The 16,527-nt window shown below is 65.1% G+C and carries 16 protein-coding genes; 11 read left to right on the forward strand and 5 right to left on the reverse strand.

Translation table 11 applies throughout. The features are described 5' to 3' along the window. Positions 1–83 precede the first annotated feature (83 nt). Positions 84–983, reverse strand: coding sequence for a LysR family transcriptional regulator (locus tag HF690_RS07700; RefSeq protein WP_168609039.1), 900 nt, complete (start codon positions 981–983; stop codon positions 84–86). A 101-nt stretch (positions 984–1,084) separates the two neighbouring features. On the opposite strand from HF690_RS07700, the gene trpB reads away from it, so the two are divergent. From trpB to HF690_RS07725, 5 genes are all read left to right on the forward strand, one after another. Continuing rightward, the gene (trpB, locus tag HF690_RS07705) at positions 1,085–2,305 is read left to right on the forward strand and encodes a tryptophan synthase subunit beta (protein WP_168609040.1); all 1,221 of its coding nucleotides are present in this window, start codon (positions 1,085–1,087) and stop codon (positions 2,303–2,305) included. After that, positions 2,302–3,114, forward strand: a complete 813-nt coding sequence (trpA, locus tag HF690_RS07710; RefSeq protein ID WP_240601670.1) for a tryptophan synthase subunit alpha — start codon at positions 2,302–2,304, stop codon at positions 3,112–3,114. Before trpB ends, trpA begins: the two co-directional genes overlap by 4 nt. A 54-nt stretch (positions 3,115–3,168) precedes the next feature. After that, a complete protein-coding gene (gene accD, locus HF690_RS07715; RefSeq protein ID WP_113063395.1) occupies positions 3,169–4,035 on the forward strand; it encodes an acetyl-CoA carboxylase, carboxyltransferase subunit beta in 867 nt (288 codons plus the stop codon). Between the two features lie 342 nt (positions 4,036–4,377). Continuing rightward, positions 4,378–5,394 (forward strand): helix-turn-helix domain-containing protein, encoded by a 1,017-nt coding sequence (locus tag HF690_RS07720; protein ID WP_168609042.1) that lies wholly within the window; start codon positions 4,378–4,380, stop codon positions 5,392–5,394. Positions 5,395–5,536: 142 nt separating this feature from the next. Then, positions 5,537–6,496: an OmpA family protein gene (locus HF690_RS07725; RefSeq protein WP_168609043.1), complete on the forward strand. Its 960-nt coding sequence runs from the start codon at positions 5,537–5,539 to the stop codon at positions 6,494–6,496. An 83-nt stretch (positions 6,497–6,579) separates the two neighbouring features. Here HF690_RS07725 and HF690_RS07730 read toward each other — a convergent pair whose 3' ends face one another. Then, on the reverse strand, positions 6,580–7,686 hold the full coding sequence (locus tag HF690_RS07730; protein ID WP_168609044.1) for a hypothetical protein: 1,107 nt from the start codon (positions 7,684–7,686) through the stop codon (positions 6,580–6,582). A 166-nt stretch (positions 7,687–7,852) separates the two neighbouring features. Here HF690_RS07730 and HF690_RS07735 point away from each other — a divergent pair, with 166 nt between their 5' ends. From HF690_RS07735 to HF690_RS07760, 6 genes are all read left to right on the forward strand, one after another. Then, positions 7,853–8,284 (forward strand): DUF4399 domain-containing protein, encoded by a 432-nt coding sequence (locus HF690_RS07735; RefSeq protein WP_113063390.1) that lies wholly within the window; start codon positions 7,853–7,855, stop codon positions 8,282–8,284. A gap of 65 nt (positions 8,285–8,349) precedes the next feature. Continuing rightward, positions 8,350–9,756 (forward strand): glutamate--tRNA ligase, encoded by a 1,407-nt coding sequence (gene gltX, locus HF690_RS07740; protein WP_168609045.1) that lies wholly within the window; start codon positions 8,350–8,352, stop codon positions 9,754–9,756. Between the two features lie 39 nt (positions 9,757–9,795). Continuing rightward, complete coding sequence (locus HF690_RS07745; RefSeq protein ID WP_168609046.1) at positions 9,796–10,083, forward strand: hypothetical protein; 288 nt, start codon at positions 9,796–9,798, stop codon at positions 10,081–10,083. Between the two features lie 36 nt (positions 10,084–10,119). Next, a complete protein-coding gene (locus HF690_RS07750; protein WP_168609047.1) occupies positions 10,120–10,593 on the forward strand; it encodes a transcriptional repressor in 474 nt (157 codons plus the stop codon). Between the two features lie 319 nt (positions 10,594–10,912). After that, positions 10,913–11,356, forward strand: coding sequence for a MerC domain-containing protein (locus tag HF690_RS07755; RefSeq protein ID WP_113063386.1), 444 nt, complete (start codon positions 10,913–10,915; stop codon positions 11,354–11,356). Positions 11,357–11,439: 83 nt separating this feature from the next. Beyond that, on the forward strand, positions 11,440–11,580 hold the full coding sequence (locus tag HF690_RS07760; protein WP_113063385.1) for a 30S ribosomal protein THX: 141 nt from the start codon (positions 11,440–11,442) through the stop codon (positions 11,578–11,580). A 106-nt stretch (positions 11,581–11,686) separates the two neighbouring features. On the opposite strand, the gene hutI is transcribed toward HF690_RS07760, so the two are convergent. From hutI to HF690_RS07775, 3 genes are all read right to left on the reverse strand, one after another. Beyond that, complete coding sequence (hutI, locus tag HF690_RS07765) at positions 11,687–12,928, reverse strand: imidazolonepropionase (RefSeq protein WP_168609048.1); 1,242 nt, start codon at positions 12,926–12,928, stop codon at positions 11,687–11,689. Positions 12,929–12,937: 9 nt separating this feature from the next. Further along, a complete protein-coding gene (locus HF690_RS07770) occupies positions 12,938–14,512 on the reverse strand; it encodes a chloride channel protein (RefSeq protein ID WP_168609049.1) in 1,575 nt (524 codons plus the stop codon). A 371-nt stretch (positions 14,513–14,883) separates the two neighbouring features. Beyond that, entirely contained in the window at positions 14,884–16,467 is a 1,584-nt protein-coding gene (locus tag HF690_RS07775; RefSeq protein ID WP_113063381.1) for a bifunctional GNAT family N-acetyltransferase/carbon-nitrogen hydrolase family protein, read from the reverse strand. Positions 16,468–16,527 lie beyond the last annotated feature (60 nt).

A 16,527-nucleotide genomic window follows, 5' to 3' on the forward strand; every position in this document is an offset into this window, starting at 1 on the left:
TGACGAGTCATCGACTGGCAAGGCCGTGCCACCATTTCGCGCTGTCGTGCCGGCCTCGTGGACCGTCGGGGCATGCCGCTCACTCAGTGCGTTTCGGTGAGCTGCGCATGCAGCCATCCAGCCAGACGCGGTATGCGCTCGTCGGGATGGCCGGCGCGTGAGCACAGCACCCATTCGGCCGATGTCGGCGTGAATCCCCATGGAGCCACCAGGCGACCCGCGGACAGGTCGTCGGCCACCAGTTGCTGTGGCGCGATGGCGACGCCGAGTCCCGCGACGGCGGCTTCGAGCAGGTAATACAGATGCTCGAAGCCCTGACCCATACGCAGCGCGTCGGTCTGCATGCCCTGCGCGCGCGCCCAGGTTGGCCAGGCCTGTGGCCGTGACGCGGTATGCAGCAATGGCTGTCGCAGTAACGCCCGGGGCGAGGCGTCCTGCGCGGAAAGCGCCTCCGCGATCACGGGCGCCATGACCGGACCGATGTGTTCGGTTGCCAGGGAGTGCACGGTCCATGCGTCCGGCCACGGCGGTTCGGCGATCAGCAATGTGGCGTCCAGGCCGTCCAGCGTCGGCCCGGGCGGTTTTTCGCTGGCGGACAGGTGCAGTTCGAGATCCGGCTGCTCGCGACGGAGCTGTTCCAGGCGCGGGATCATCCATCGCGCCAGGATGCTGCCGGGGCAGGACAGTACCAGTGCGGTGGCCTGAATCTCGCGGCGCAGCCGCTGGCGTGCGCCGCGCAGCAGTTCGAGGGCCTCGGTGCTGACGTCGCGCAGGTGCCGACCCGCATCGGTGATGACCAGGCCTCGCCCGCGGCGCTCGAACAGCGCGCACCCGAGATCCTCTTCCAGCAGTCGCAATTGGCGACTGACCGCGCCGTGGGTGACATGAAGCGCCAGCGCAGCTTGACTCACACTTCCATGCTTCGCGATGGCCTCGAATGCCCTGATGGCATTGAGCGGTGGGAGTTTGGCTTGAGAGATCATATGTGAGAAAAGCTTACATGTCGGCGATATCTTATCGCTTTTCCCGAACGCATGGGGGACGGTAGGCTGTGCTTCTTCCGCACATGCATGGCCCGATATCGATGAATGCTTCATCCCCCGTCGAAGACTTCCACGCCTGGCCCGATGCGCAGGGTCGTTTCGGCGACTACGGCGGCAGCTTCGTCGCCGAGACCCTGATGGCGCCCCTGGCCGAATTGACCGAGGCCTACACGCGTCTGCGCAGCGACCCCGAGTTCGTGGCCGAGCTGGATCGCGATCTGGCGCATTACGTGGGGCGTCCGAGTCCGATCTACTACGCCGAGCGGCTGTCGCGCGAGGTCGGCGGCGCGCGCATCATCCTCAAGCGCGAGGATCTGAATCACACCGGCGCGCACAAGATCAACAACACCGTGGGTCAGGCGCTGCTGGCTCGGCACATGGGCAAGCCCCGCGTGATCGCGGAGACCGGCGCCGGCCAGCACGGCGTGGCGACGGCTACCGTGGCCGCGCGGCTGGGCCTGAAGTGCGTGGTGTACATGGGCGCGACGGACATCGAGCGGCAGAAGATCAACGTCTATCGGATGAAGCTGCTGGGCGCCGAGGTGGTGCCGGTGACTTCCGGATCGAAGACGCTCAAGGATGCGCTCAACGAGGCGCTGCGCGACTGGGTGACGAATGTCGCCGATACCTTCTACATCATCGGCACGGTGGCCGGTCCGCACCCGTATCCGATGATGGTGCGCGACTTCAACGCCATCGTCGGACGCGAGGCGCGTGCGCAGATGCAGGAACAGTTCGGTCGTTTGCCCGATGTGGTCACGGCCTGTGTCGGCGGCGGCTCCAATGCCATGGGTATCTTCCACGCTTTCCTCAATGATCGCGACGTGCGTCTGGTCGGCGCCGAAGCGGCGGGCGAAGGACTGTCCAGCGGCCATCACGCGGCCTCGCTGGCAGCCGGTCGGCCGGGTGTGCTGCATGGCAACCGGACCTATCTGTTGTGCGACGACGACGGTCAGATCACCGAAACGCATTCGATCTCGGCCGGACTCGATTATCCCGGCGTCGGGCCCGAGCATGCGTTCCTGAAAGACGCGGGGCGCGCGGAATATCTGGGCATCAGCGACGACGAGGCCATGGAGGCATTTCATCGCCTGTGCCGCACCGAGGGCATCTTGCCGGCGCTGGAATCCAGTCATGCCGTGGCCCAGGCAATCAAACTGGCACGCGAACTGCCCAAGGACGGCCTGGTGCTATGCAACCTGTCCGGCCGGGGCGACAAGGACGTGCACACCATCGCCGCGCGAGAGGGCATCGAACTGTGAGCACTGCCATCGACAACCGCCTGGATCGCCGTTTCACCGCTTTGAAGGCGGCTGGGCGTACCGGACTCGTTCCCTTCATTACGGCCGGCGATCCCGCTCCGGAGCTGACCGTTCCGGTGATGCACGCACTGGTGGCCGCCGGCGCCGATGTGATCGAACTGGGCATGCCGTTTTCCGATCCCATGGCCGATGGTCCGGTCATCCAGCACGCCAGCGAGCGCGCCCTGCGTCACGGCGTGAGTGTGGCGCAAGTGCTCGAATGGGTCCGTGCATTCCGCCGTGACGATGCGGAAACGCCGGTGGTGCTGATGGGCTATCTCAATCCGGTCGAGATCATGGGCGTCGAGCGTTTCGCGGCAAGCGCGGCGGACGCCGGCGTCGATGGCGTCCTGCTGGTTGATTGTCCGATCGAGGAGGATGCGACGGCTGCACCGCTACGCGAAGCCGGTCTGCGGCGCATTCTGCTGACCGCGCCGACCACAGCCGAAGCCCGCCTGCAGCGGGCGTGCGAGTTGGCCGAAGGTTTCCTGTACTATGTATCGTTTGCGGGAATTACCGGTGCGGCCCGCCTGTCGGTGGACGCCATCGCCGAGCGCGTGGCGGACATCCGCAAGCGTTCTCGCGCACCGGTCGCCGTCGGGTTCGGAGTCAGGGATGCCGACAGCGCGCGGGCCATCGCGGCCTTTGCCGATGCAGTGGTGATCGGCAGCGCGCTGGTCGAGTCGCTGGCCGGGTCCGAGGACGCAGGGCAGGTCGAGCAACGGGTACGGACGTTCCTGGAGCCGATCCGTACGGCGCTGGACCGATGATTCCCGCAGCGAGCAACTGGATGTACGGGTCCGCACGAATCCCGGAGAGCGAAGATGAACTGGCTGCAGAAACTCATGAATCCCCGTATCCGTACGGAGTCCGGCAACAGCAAGAGCAAAGTGCCGGAAGGCGTGTGGGAAAAGTGCAAGGGATGCGGCGCGGTGGTCTATCGGCCCGAGCTTGAGCGCCAGCTGATGGTTTGTCCGAAGTGTGGGCACCATCATGCGATCGCCGCGCGCACGCGCCTGCAGGAGCTGTTCGATGAGGGTTCGACGGCGGAATTGTTCGCCGATCTGGAGCCGGTCGATCCGCTCAAGTTCAAGGACTCCAAGAAATACAAGGATCGCATCGTGGCCGCGCAGAAGGCCACGGGCGAGAAGGATGCATTGATCGTCCTGCGTGGCCTGCTGAAGTCGCGTCCGTTGATTGCCGCGGCATTCGAGTTCCGCTACATGGGCGGTTCGATGGGATCGGTGGTCGGCGAGAAGTTCACGCGCGCAGCCGAACGCGCGCTGGCGGAACGGGTTCCCTTCGTGTGTTTCACCGCGACCGGCGGTGCACGCATGCAGGAAGGTCTGTTCTCGCTGATGCAGATGGCCAAGACTTCGGCGGCGCTGGGGCGTTTGCGCGATGCTGGCGTGCCGTACATCTCGGTGCTGACGCACCCGACCACCGGCGGTGTGTCGGCCAGCTTCGCGATGCTGGGCGATCTCAACATCGGTGAGCCGAAGGCGCTGATCGGCTTTGCCGGACCGCGCGTGATCGAGCAGACGGTGCGCGAGACACTGCCGGAAGGCTTCCAGCGTTCGGAATTCCTGTTGGAACACGGTGCGCTGGACATGATCGTTGATCGTCGCGAGATGCGTGACAAGCTGGCCGACGTTCTTGCTCTGTTGACGCGCTCCGATCGCGTGGCTTGAGACTCGGCGCGTGTAGCGTCGATACCAACGCGTATTGGGGGGATACGCATTGGGGCACAAAGCGTCGTGCAATCGTCTTCATGGGCGATGTGCTTGAGCTAGATGGCGGTAAGTGCTAGGTATGAAAGCGGTTCGTTGTGCGGATTTGTGCCGCAAGGAGCATTTTTGCTCCGTTCGAACCCATACAGTGAGGTCGTCGCCATACGCAGTGTGCGATGGCGTCGGTCGGGTACATCCCGAGGGGAGGCTCATGTCGAAAGCTGAAGTCATGCATTTGCATTGTGGTGCGTCATGGAACGTACGCCCCTGTGCCGCTCGTTCCAGTCTGGGCGGGGGCGCTGCATGAACGCGATGATCTCGAACGAATGGCGCCGCGACATGAGCGATCCAGATCTGCATGCGCTCGGCAGCTTGCTGCGTGTGTGCGGCATGGCCGTCACGCCGCTTACGCCGGCACCGATGCGCGCTGTGTTCGGTTCCGACGAGCATGACGACAACGTGTTCAGCAGCGCGCGTTACGACTTTCCGCTGCGCACCCGCTTCCGGCTTCCCGAGGATCGTTTCCTGATTGCCTATGTCCATGCGGCGGGCGAGGGCAGCTGGGTCGGCGGCGAGAAGCTCGAGACCGGCATGGTGTTGGTGGGCATGCCGGGCAGCCGCGGTGAATTGCGCTTCGGTGAAGGCACCAGCTGGAGTCTGCTGGTTTCCTCGGGGCAGCATCTGCGCCGGGAGCTTTCACGCCTCGGCCATTACGCGGAGTCCACCTCCCGTCGCCTTCAACGCTTGATCCCGGATGAGGAATCGGAAGCCGGCGAGCGTCTGCGCAGTGCCTTCGAGTGCATGCGTCTGCGTTTCATCGATCAGCGTCGTGACATCAATCTCAAGGCGATGCTGGAAAATCTGAAATCGCATCTCTTCGGCGATGTGGCTTCGTTGTTCCCCGGCGTGCCTGACACGTCACGGACACGCCATTCGCACTACCTGGTACTGCGTCGCGTCGAGAACTTCATCGCCGCGAATCTGCGGCACGAGATCCGCCTTCGCGATCTCTGCGATGCCGGCTCGGCGAGCGAGCGAAATCTGCGCTATATCTTCGACGAATTTCTAGGAATTTCTCCTAACCACTACCTTTCCACCCTTCGTTTGTGCGAGGCCAGGCGGCATCTCAGTGAGGCTCAGCCTGAGCACAATACGGTGCGTGCAATCGCATTGGAATGCGGTTTGTGGGACCTCTCCCGCTTTGCCGAAAGTTACCGGCAACTGTTCGGCGAACTGCCCAGCGAGACCCTCAAGGTGTGCAAGACATCTTTGCCGGAAACGCGCACGCCCTACCTTTCCCCGAGTATCCAATACACCTGAAGGCCGGAGTGTCCGGCGCGTGCCGCATCACGTGGCGCGGATGACTGCAGGCGGTTCATACCCGTTTCGAGCAGTGCATACGGGTTGAGCTACCGACAGTCGACAACGGGCATGGATGTGCGTTGGTTGACGGAGGGGCGACATGGATGTGTTGGGCAGGATGCTTGACGGACTGCTGTGTCGATGGAAGCCCGTTCACGCGGGTCCTGTTCGTGATGCGGTGCGACTCCCCCTGAAGGATCGCGCGTGCGCCACGAAGGTGTCGGTACAGTCCCGTGCCTTGTACTGGGGAGTAGCGGTCGTACTCGGATTCACTCTGTTCATGGGGGCATTCGGTACGGCGAGGGCCAGGGATGGCCGACCTGCTTCATCGCCTTCTTCGGACAAGGCGGGCGAAACGACTGCCTCGAGGCATCTGAAGCTTGCCGACGATGCCGATATCCGGGCCGTACTGAAGGCCCGGTCCGTTTCTTCTACGCGAGATCTTTCCGACTTGTCCGGATACAGCGCCTTGCAGGCGGTACGAGCCGAGCAGTCGCCGTCGCGGCGGCCGGCTTCCAGCATGCGTTCGCGTCAACGCGTTCGCCAGGTTGCACGCGTCAACACGAAAAAGGATTCGCTGTCCGACAACGAGGACGATCTTCCTGGTGACCCGGCGCGGTCCGAGCGTCATGTCGCCGATGACTTGACTGCTTCAACGTTCTGGGGGCGCTCTCTCCGCAGTGGCGTTTTGTGGGTCTGCCTGTCTCCTTTGATGTCAGGGCGACGCAAACACTGGCCGCTGCGAGGTCGCCCGCTTCGCCGGTCGGCCGCAGTCGGTCAGTATCAGCTGGACAGCATGCTGCAGCGCATCCGGCGACATGGCGCGGTCGATGCCATGCGGGTGGCCGGATACACCGACCGCATCGGTTCGTCCCGCTATAACCTCGATCTCTCACGCAAGCGCGCGCAAAGCGTACGAACCTATCTCGTCCGCGAGGGCGTCCCTGGTGCGGTCATTCATGCACAGGGGGGGGCGAGCGCGATCCGCTGGTCACCTGTACGGACACCAATCGTGCGCGTCTGGTGCGTTGCCTGGCGCCGAATCGGCGCGTCGAAGTAATGGCCGAAGTCACTCAGCAACAAGGCCCGCCATGAGAGACGAGCCTTGCAGGAAATGATGCATGGATTCTAGCGAGCGTCGAATCAGGCCGACGCCTCGCGTGCACCACGCGAGAACGAGCGGCGCAGGCGCCCGAGCACGCTGGAGGTGGAGTTGACCGCGTCGCCCGTGTCGCTGTCGCCATCCGGAGCCACGTAGCCGGCCACGTAGTAGGCGTTGATGAAGGCGGCCACGTCCTCGACAGGCGACTTGGCCGCCTCGGCGATGGCTTCCAGTGTGGCTGGTTGCTTCATCATCGCCGTGGCGATGCGGAAGTGGCGCGGGAACTCGCGTTCGATCTGCGGCCAGCGTGTCAGGCGCCAGCTTGCCGACGGATCCAGGTGCGGTGCCAGTTTGCCGTGGCTTGCGCAAAGGGCGGCGAACCACAACAGGCGCACGATCGGCTGTTCGGGACCGGCATGCTGCACTTCGGCATCGTCGCTGCTGACGGAGCGGATGCGGCTGGCCGGCATGTCGAGAAGCTTCTCGATGGTTTTCAGTTGCGGCGGCGCACGGTAGATATTGTTGGCCGGGTCGATGGCCAGTTTGGCATCGCCGGCGTTGCCTTCGATGAGTACCGTATGGGTCATCGCGCCATCGAGAAGCATCGAACCCAGGGTCTCGTTGCGCGCCGGTTCGGCCGGGGCGCTCTGAACCGTCTCGGGCGCTGGCGTCGGGGTTGCGGGCTTGGTCGCGACGGGAGTCGGCTTCTCGGCGGGCTTGGGGGCCGGCTCGGCCTTCGGTGCAGCCTCGGGAGCGGAAGGCTTGGCCTCGGCTCGCGGCGCCGTGGATTCGCTGCGTTGCGGTGCGGGCGAGGTGGCGGGTGCGTCGGACTTGGACGGAGCTACGTTGTTCTGGATGTCCAGCAGCATCTGGATCAGCTTGTCGCCATCGAACGGTTTCTGCAGCAGCAGGTCGCAATCGCGCATGGAGGGCTGTTCGGTATACGCGGCGCAGAGTCGATCCTCGGCGACGGCACGCAGCCAGTCCATGTGGCCCCAGACGCTGTCCACGTCCACGATCAACAGATCGCTGTTGCCACCTTCGGACAGATTCCATTTGCCCAGCTTCGGCGATTCCAGGGCGGCAAGAACCTGCTTGGCGTCAGCCTCGGAAAGCCCGGACAGGGCGATGCTGTAGAAAGTCTTCAATGAAATTCCCCCTGCGAATGGCCGCGGGAAATGAGAGGCGGCCAAGCGATCAGACGCCACATTGTGGCCTTATTTGCGCTCGGGTCAATGGTGGGCGCTGGACAGCAGCGTGAATTTGTCCCAGAAAGGACCTGTCCTCGGCCACTCTAAGAAGGAGACGGGAACCATGAAACGATTGCTCTTGGGAACGATCTCGCTGCTTGTCTGCATCGGCGTCCAGGCGGCGCAACCCACCCTGCAGGCGCAATCCCGGCCGGATGACGCACGGGTGTACATCCTTTCGCCCGCCGACGGTGCCACTGTGCCGCGCACGTTCACGGTACGGTTCGGCCTGCACGGCATGGGCGTGGCGCCGGCCGGCGTGGATCGCAAGGACACGGGCCACCACCATCTGCTGATCGACGTGGCCAAGCTGCCGCCCGCCGGGCAGCCGATTCCTGCCGATGCGCACCATCGTCACTTCGGCGGCGGCCAGACCGAAACCACGCTGACCCTGACGCCGGGCACGCACACGCTGCAGCTGGAACTGGCCGACAGTCGTCACGTGCCGTTCGCACGGCCGCTGATCTCACGTCGGATCACGGTGCACGTGAAATAGGCGAGGGCCGCGCGCAGGCTTGGGTCTGGTATCCTGACGGGCTTGTTCCACGGCCCTTTGCGATCATGAGCGTGCGCACCCGATTCGCCCCTAGTCCGACCGGTTTCCTGCATATCGGCGGAGCCCGGACGGCCCTGTACTGCTGGCTGGAAGCCCGTCACCACGGCGGCCGCTTCGTGCTGCGCGTGGAGGACACCGATCGCGTGCGTTCCACCGACGAGGCGGTGCAGGCCATTCTCGACGGCATGCGCTGGTTGGGCCTGGACGCCGACGAAGGGCCGATCTACCAGACCGGGCGTCTGGATCGTTACCGCGAGGTCGCCGAGCAGTTGCTGAAGGCGGGCAAGGCGTACTACGCCTACGAGACGCCCGAGGAAATCGAGGCGATGCGCGAGGCCGCGCGCGCCAAGGGCGAGAAACCGCGCTACAACGGCTATTACCGCGACCGCAACGAGCCGTACCGCGAGGACCCCAATCGCGTCATCCGCTTCAAGAATCCGTTGAACGGATCGGTGGTGTTCGAGGACAAGGTCAAGGGCCGCATCGAGTGGTCCAACACCGAGCTCGACGATTTCGTTCTGTTCCGCTCCGACGGTTTCCCGACCTACAACTTCGCGGTGGTGGTGGACGATCTGGATATGGGCATCACCGAGGTGATCCGCGGTGACGACCACGTCAACAACACGCCGCGCCAGATCAATGTCTACGAGGCGCTGGGTGCGCCGGTGCCGACGTTCGCGCATCTGCCGATGATTCTCGGCGAGGACGGCCAGAAGCTGTCCAAGCGCCACGGCGCGGTGGGCGTCATGCAGTACCGCGAGGACGGCTACCTGCCGCACGCGCTGCTGAACTACCTGGTGCGGCTGGGCTGGTCGCACGGTGATCAGGAGATCTTCTCCATCGGGGAAATGATCGAGCTGTTCGACATCGCCGACGTCAACGCGTCCGCGGCGCGGTTCGACATGGCCAAGCTGGGCTGGCTCAACCAGCAGTACCTGAAGAACGAAGACCCGGCCAGCATCGCTCCGGAGCTGGAGTGGCATCTGCGCCGCATCGGCATCGATCCGTCGACCGGCCCTGCGCCCGCCGAGGTGGTGACGGCGCTCTGCGATCGAGTGCAGACGCTCAAGGACATGGCCGAGCGTGCGCGCGTCTGGTACGCGCCGATCGCCGAGTGGGACGAGAAGGCCGTGGCCAAGCATCTGAAGTCGGTCACCGCGCCGGCGGTGCTGGAGGCGGCGCGCGACGGTCTGCGCGCGCTCGATACCTGGAAGCCCGAACCCATCCACGAGCTGGTCAAGCAGATCGCCGAGCGCCTGGAGCTGGGCATGGGCAAGGTCGCGCAGCCGCTGCGTGTGGCGCTGACCGGAACCCAGGTCTCGCCCTCGATCGATCACACCGTCTATCTGGCGGGGCGCGAGGAAGCCGTGCGTCGTGTCGAGCATGCGCTGGCGCTGAGCCGCGCCGACTGATCGTGCGCAGGCGTCTCGCGATGCAGGGGGCAGGCCGTCATGGGTGAGCTCCTGCAACGCGCGACCCGCGGCGTCGATCTGTCCTCGCCGGATGCCGCCTGGCAGATTTTCCACAACCTGATGGTCATGCTGCCGTGGGCGGTGTTGCTGTGGTTCACGCTGCTCAGCGTTTTGCTGGGCGCCGTCGTGGGCTGGTGGCGCGGCCGCCTCTGGACCGGCATCGGCATCAGTCTGGTGATCGGACCGCTCGGCCTGCTCATTCTGTGGGCCTTGCCTTCCCGCCGGGGCCGCCCCACATCGGAAGACGAGTCACCGCCATCGCAATGATACGATGGCCCTCGGACAGGCAAGGCACGCGCAGCCATGAGCGTTTTTTCGCACAAGCCGCATCATCACGACCACGATGCCGAGCATTTCGTGGAGCAGGTCGTGCGTGCCAGCGAGGAGCGCGGTTTGCGCCTGACGCCGTTGCGTCGCGAGGTGCTGGAGCTGGTGGCCACGTCGGAGAAGCCCGCCAAGGCCTATGACCTGCTCGACCGCTTGCGTGAGCGGCACGGCAATGCCGCGCCGCCGACGGTCTACCGCGCGCTGGATTTCCTGCTCACGCAGGGCTTTATCCACAAGCTCGAATCCATCAATGCCTACGTGCACTGCCCGCATCCGGCGCAGTCGCATCAGGTACCGTTCCTGATCTGCGACAAGTGCGACAGCGCGGTCGAGGTCTGCGACGGGCGGGTCGCCGAGCTGATCGCCGCGCAGGCCGATGCGCTCGGCTTCACGCCGCAGGACCAGACCCTGGAAGTGCACGGCGTCTGCAAGGGTTGCCGAGAGCGCTGATCCCGTCGAGCGGGTGCTTGTTTCGATAGATAAAAGAGGGCGTGGCAGAGACTGCCACGCCCTGGGTCGGCGTGGGCGGGGAGAGAGAGGAGTGCCCCGCCGACGAGTGCCTGTACCGATGCCTGGTTTTGGGGAACGACCGATACATGTTGCAGGCACGAGGAGTGCCTTGGCACGCTCTATACGTTATAATGTAACAACGGCGGTGTAAATACTCCGTCTGAGGATTTATCGGCGGACGTGAAGTGTGTCGCTCCGCCCGTGTCGAGTCGGCCATGATCGGCGCGTTTCGATGCATGACTGTCTGGAGATCATGTAGATGCAGTGCGAGAACCCGAGCGTTTGCGATGTCGATTCCAAGTCCCGGGGTTGGTGGCTCGTTGCCGATCGTCTGGGTGCGACGGCCTCGTTCCTGTGCGCGGTGCACTGTGCGCTGCTGCCCTTCGTGATCGCGCTGCTGCCGTTGGTCGGACTCGAATTTCTGGCCGATCACGCGTTCGAGCGCGGTTTCGTGCTGTTCGCGGCCGCGCTGGCCACGACTACGCTGGTGACCGGAAATCGCAAGCATCGGCAGCGTCTGCCGATGGTGCTGGCTGTGCCCGGCCTGATTCTTCTGGTGCTCGGTGTGACCGTGGTCGACCTGTCCGCGCATACGACGCTGCACAGCATCATGGTCACCTGCGGCGGCCTGCTGGTGGCCTCTGCGCACGTTGTGAATCTGCGACTGGTTTATCGCGCACACGCCTTGCAGCACGCACACTGAACGACGGATGCGGGCGTGGATGCGCCGCGCTCGGCGACGCACTACCATGGAGTGAACTCATCACTCACCAAGGAGCGACGCACATGGGCAAGGGCGACAAGCGCACGCGCAAGGGCAAGATCTACCGCGGCTCGCATGGCAACACGCGTCCCCGCAAGGGCAAGACGACGGCAGCCACGGCTCCGGCGCCAGCACGCAAGGCCACACGCAAGAAGGCTTCCTGAGCTATTGCGCGGCACGTTTCGAGAAAGGCTCCGCCAGTCGGGGCCTTTTTCATGAGCGCGGTTTGGAACGGCCGATGTGCGTGCAGCTCCATCGTGAGGCGGCGTCTCAGCCGGTTTGCGTGGCAGTGCGCCCCGCGACGAAGATCCGGTCCGCGAGCGATCCACCGATCCAGTAACTCAGTTCGGCCGGGTGACGTGCATGCCACAGCACCATGTCAGCGCGTGCTCCGTTGCGGAGTACGCCGCGATCATGCAACCCCAGCGCCTGCGCGGCGTGTACGGTCGTGCCGCGAAGCGCTTCCAGCGGTGTGAGCCGGAACAGCGTGCAGGCCATGTTCGCAGCCAGGCGCAGTGAACGCAGCGGCGCGGTGCCGGGGTTGAGATCGGTGGCGACCGCCATGGGCACGTTGTGCTCGCGGAGTGCATCGATCGGCGGAAGTTTCGTTTCACGCAAGGCGTAGAATGCACCGGGAAGCAGCACGGCGACGGTGCCGGCGTCGGCCATGGCGCGCACGCCGTGTTCGCTCAGGTATTCGAGATGGTCTGCGGATAGTCCGTCGAACGATGCAGTCAGCGTGGCACCGTCCTGGTCCGACAGCTGCTCGGCATGCAACTTGACCGGCAGTCCCAGCGCGCGGGCGCGCTCGAACAGCCGCTGTACCTGGTCGCGGGTGAAGCCGATGGTTTCGCAGAAGGCGTCGACGGCGTCGATCAGTCCTTCCTCGGCCAGAACAGGAAGCATGCGGTCGCAGACTTCGGCGACGTAGCCTTCCGCATCCTCGGCGAATTCGGGGGGCAGGGCGTGCAGGCCGAGGAAACTGGTTCGCACGGTGAGGCCCAGCGCCTCGCCGATGCGTCGTGCGACGCGCAGCATGCGGCGCTCGCTGTCCAGATCGAGGCCGTAACCGGACTTGATTTCCAGCGTGGTTACACCGTCGGCGAGCAGCGCCTGCGCGCGGGGCAGGGACTGCTCGAACAGTTCGTCTTCGCTGGCCGCGCGCGTGGCGCGTACGCTGGAGAGAATGCCGCCGCCGGCGCGGGCGATTTCCGCGTAGTCGGCACCTTCCAGGCGCATTTCGAATTCATCGGCGCGATCGCCGCCGAAGACAAGGTGGGTGTGGCAGTCGATCCATCCCGGCGTGAGCAGGCGGCCTCCGGCATCGACGACGCGCGCGGCGTCCCGCTGACCGCTCGTCAGTTCGGCAGTCGGGCCGATCCAGGTGATATGGCCGTCGACGCAGCCGACGGCGCCGTCTTCGATGAGACCGTAGCCATCGTCGCGCGCGGCATCGAGAGTCGCGATGCAGGCGTGGGTCAGCAGCAGGTCGAAGCGGTCGCGGGCAGTCATGCGGCCAGCTTAGCGCCGTTCGGGATCGTCGGGCGGCTTGTCTTCGGGTGCCGGCGTTGCGGCGTCGGATGCGTCATCGGAGGTCTCGTCCTTGTTGGCCGGTTCCGCGGAGACTTCTTCGAAAGCGGTGGTGCGATTGGTGGCTTCCGGTGCGGCGGCCTGGCTGTCTTCGGTGTCGATGCCAGCGAAGTGTTCGCGCTGGCGCTCCTGTTCGGCCTTTTCCTCGGCTTCGCGCAGCTGCTTCTGACGTTCCTCGAAGTCGCGTACCAGCCGTTCGGCGAAGTCCTTGTACACCGGCGTAGGGCTGAACAGCGAGGCGGCGGCGCGCGCCAGCAGGCAGGAGGCCATGATCGGAATGATCATGCTCTGGTTGTCGGTCAGCTCCATCGAGATCACCGCCGAGGTCAGCGGTGCGCCGGTGACGCCGGACAGGTACGAACTCATGCCCAGCAGCACGACCGCAGCCACCGGCACGTGCGGCAGGAAGTGGGCGATGTTGTGCCCCAGGCCCGCGCCCACGGCCAGCGCCGGCGAGAACAGGCCGCCGGGGATGCCGGCCCAGTACGAGACCACGTTGGCGAGCAGCTTGTTGATGCCGAACCAGGCGCCGGCGGTTTCCGGCGCACCCTGCACGAAGGCGCGCGCCTGGTCGTAGCCGGTGCCGTAGACGTTGTTGTGCGAGATCAGGCCGAGCACGCCCAGCGCCAGGCCGCAGCCGACCGCGAACAGCACCGGCCAGCGGGCGCGCACGCGACCGATATAGGCCAGCGGACCACGCCGGCTGAGCAGCACCAGTCGCGCGAACAGACCGCCGAGCAGGCCGCCGACGATGCCCGTGGCCAGCACGGCCAGCCAGGCGTTGCCGAACGGCAGGTCGACGTCGACTGCGCCGAAGTAGGAGTAGTTGCCGAGTACGCCCAGCGAGACCACGCCGCCGACGATGACCGAGGTCAGCAGCAGACCCGAGAAGCGGTGCTCGAACGCGCCGGCCAGTTCCTCGATGGCGAACACCACGCCGGCCAGCGGCGCATTGAACGCTGCGGCGATGCCGGCCGCGCCACCGGCGAGAATGAATCGCGAGGCGGCCTTGGGGTCGGTGTAGCCGAAACGCCGGCCCAGCGAATGGAACAGGCCCGCGCCGACATGCACGGTCGGTCCCTCGCGGCCGATCGACGCGCCGACCATCATCGCCAGCAGCGTCATGAACATCTTGCTGACGGCGATGGGCAGGGCCAGCATGCGCTCGCGGAAACCGGCGTCCTCCACGTGCAGCGTGCCGATCACCTGCGGAATGCCGCTGCCGCGGGCCGCGCGCAGCTTGCCCTCGGTGGCCCAGGCCAGCAATCCGAACACCACCGGCGTCACGCAAAGTGGCAGCCAGGCCTTGTAGGCGACCATGCGCTGGAACAGACCGAACGACCAATCGCTGGCCTTGGCGAACACGATCGCGGCCAGCGCGACCAGCACGGCACCCAGCCACAGGGCGATGCGTCGTTTCCAGTGATGCGGGGCGAAGAACTCGTGACCGAGCAGCGCTTCGAGACGCGGATTGGTGGATTTGCGGGGGGCGGGGGCGTCGGGCATCCGCCCATTATCGCAAATCTTCGAGCCTGCGTCCGTGGCGGATCGCCGCGATTTTGTGTCGGGTTTGTCTTGCAGACAGGTTTTCGGACGTTCGGACCGGGTTGGGCGGCTCATGAAACGTCATCAATGGGCCTGCGGGGCAGGCGGGTGCCGGTTCGATCACGTTGAATGCAGCCGAATCATCGGAGCCGTTTTGAGTCCGTCAGGGGTGATGACTGCAGAGCGCTCCCGTTTTCTCCACTTGGTCGGCTGTGAAGGATGCAAGCGCACAGATTTCCATTGTGCGCCGGCGAGGGCTTCCATGTTGCTTGCTTGTATCGGCGCGCGTGGCGTACCCAGGCCTGTTCGAACGTCGTTCTGCCAAGGCGCGCTCAATCGTGCGTCATGTCGGGCAGGCCGCGCCGGCGCCAGCGCGTTTCGTACAGGTCGAAGCGGCGATCCTTGAGATTGGTCACCGTGCCGGAATTGCGGGCGCGTGCCAGGTTGTCCAGGCTGAGGTCGGCAAACAGCACGGTTTCGATGTTCGGCGTCGAGTCGGTCGCCACGCCATCGCGTGCGAAGGGGAAATCGCAGGGCGTGAGGATGCAGCTCTGGCCGTACTGGATGTCGAAGTTGTGCACGCCGGGCAGATTGCCGACGTTGCCGGACATGATGACGTAGCACTGGTTTTCGATGGCGCGTGCCTGGCAGCAGTAGCGCACGCGCAGGTAGCCTTCGCGCACGTCGGTGCAGAAGGGCACGAACAGCATCAGCGCGCCCTGGTCGATCAGGTGGCGTGCGACTTCGGGGAACTCGGAGTCGTAGCAGATCATCACGCCGATCGGACCGCAGTCGGTCTGGATCATGCTCGTGGTGTCGCCGCCGGTGATGCCCCACACATTGCGCTCGGACGGCGTCGGGTGCAGCTTCTCCTGCTCGTGCATGGTGCCGTCGCGCAGGCAGATGTAGCACACGTTGTGGATGTCGCCGTCGTCCATCCGTGTCGGATGCGAACCGCCGATGATGTTGATGTTGTAGCGCACCGCCAGGTTGCCGAAGAGTTCGCGCACCTGAGGCGTCCATTCGCTGAGCCGGCGGATGGTGTCGTTGGGCGACAGCTCCTCGTTCTCGATCGACAGCAGTTGCAGCGTGATCAGTTCGGGAAAGGTCACGAAGTCGGCGTCGTAGTCGGCGGCGATGTCGGTGAAGTACTCGACCTGCTGCGCGAATTCCTCGAACGAGCGGATACGGCGCTGCTGGTACTGCACGGTGGCCACGCGCACGGTCGACGGCATCGGCAGGCCGCCCGAGGCGTGCGGCACGTCGGGCTGGTCGTGCAGGGCGGGGTTGCGCCAGACCATGTGCGTGGCGTAGCCCAGCGACTGGTGATCGCCCGGTTCGTAGTTGTGCAGCAGACCGAGGACCTCGAAGCCGTTGCGCAGCTGGAAGCTCAACGTGGGGTCGCGGCGACGTCCCTCGATCACGGCCTGGACGTAGTTCTCGGCGCTGCTGAAGCGCTTGATGGCCTTGGACAGCCCGGGAATGCGGCCGCCGAAGACGATACCGCGCAGCTTCAGGTCGGTGCACAGCTTCTTGCGCGCGGTGTACAGGCGCTGGCCGATGCGCATGCCGCGCATCTGCGGGTGCACCACGACTTCCATGCCATACAGCCAGTCGCCCTCCGGGTCGTGGCGCGAGCCGAAGCCGCCACCGGTGATCTCGGTCCAGGTGTGCGGCTTGAGCGCGGTGCCTTCGTCGATGCGGAACGTGGCGCAGTAGCCAACGATTTCGCCATCGTATTCGGCCACGAACTGGCCTTCGGGGAAGTGGGCCTGCTGGCCGCGGAGCATTTCCGCCGAATGCCCCCATTCAGGGGTGTAGACCAGGGCGGTCAGTTCGACCAGTCGGGGCACGTCGTCCAGGCGCGCCTGGCGGACGAGCAGGCGGCGTTTGTCGCGAGAATTCGTCTTGGTCATGGGATGATTATGCCGCACACTGAGGCCCGAATTTTTAACCGTAGCCGGCTCACTGCGCCG

This window comes from Oleiagrimonas citrea (assembly GCF_012395255.1).
Taxonomy (GTDB): domain Bacteria; phylum Pseudomonadota; class Gammaproteobacteria; order Xanthomonadales; family Rhodanobacteraceae; genus Oleiagrimonas; species Oleiagrimonas citrea.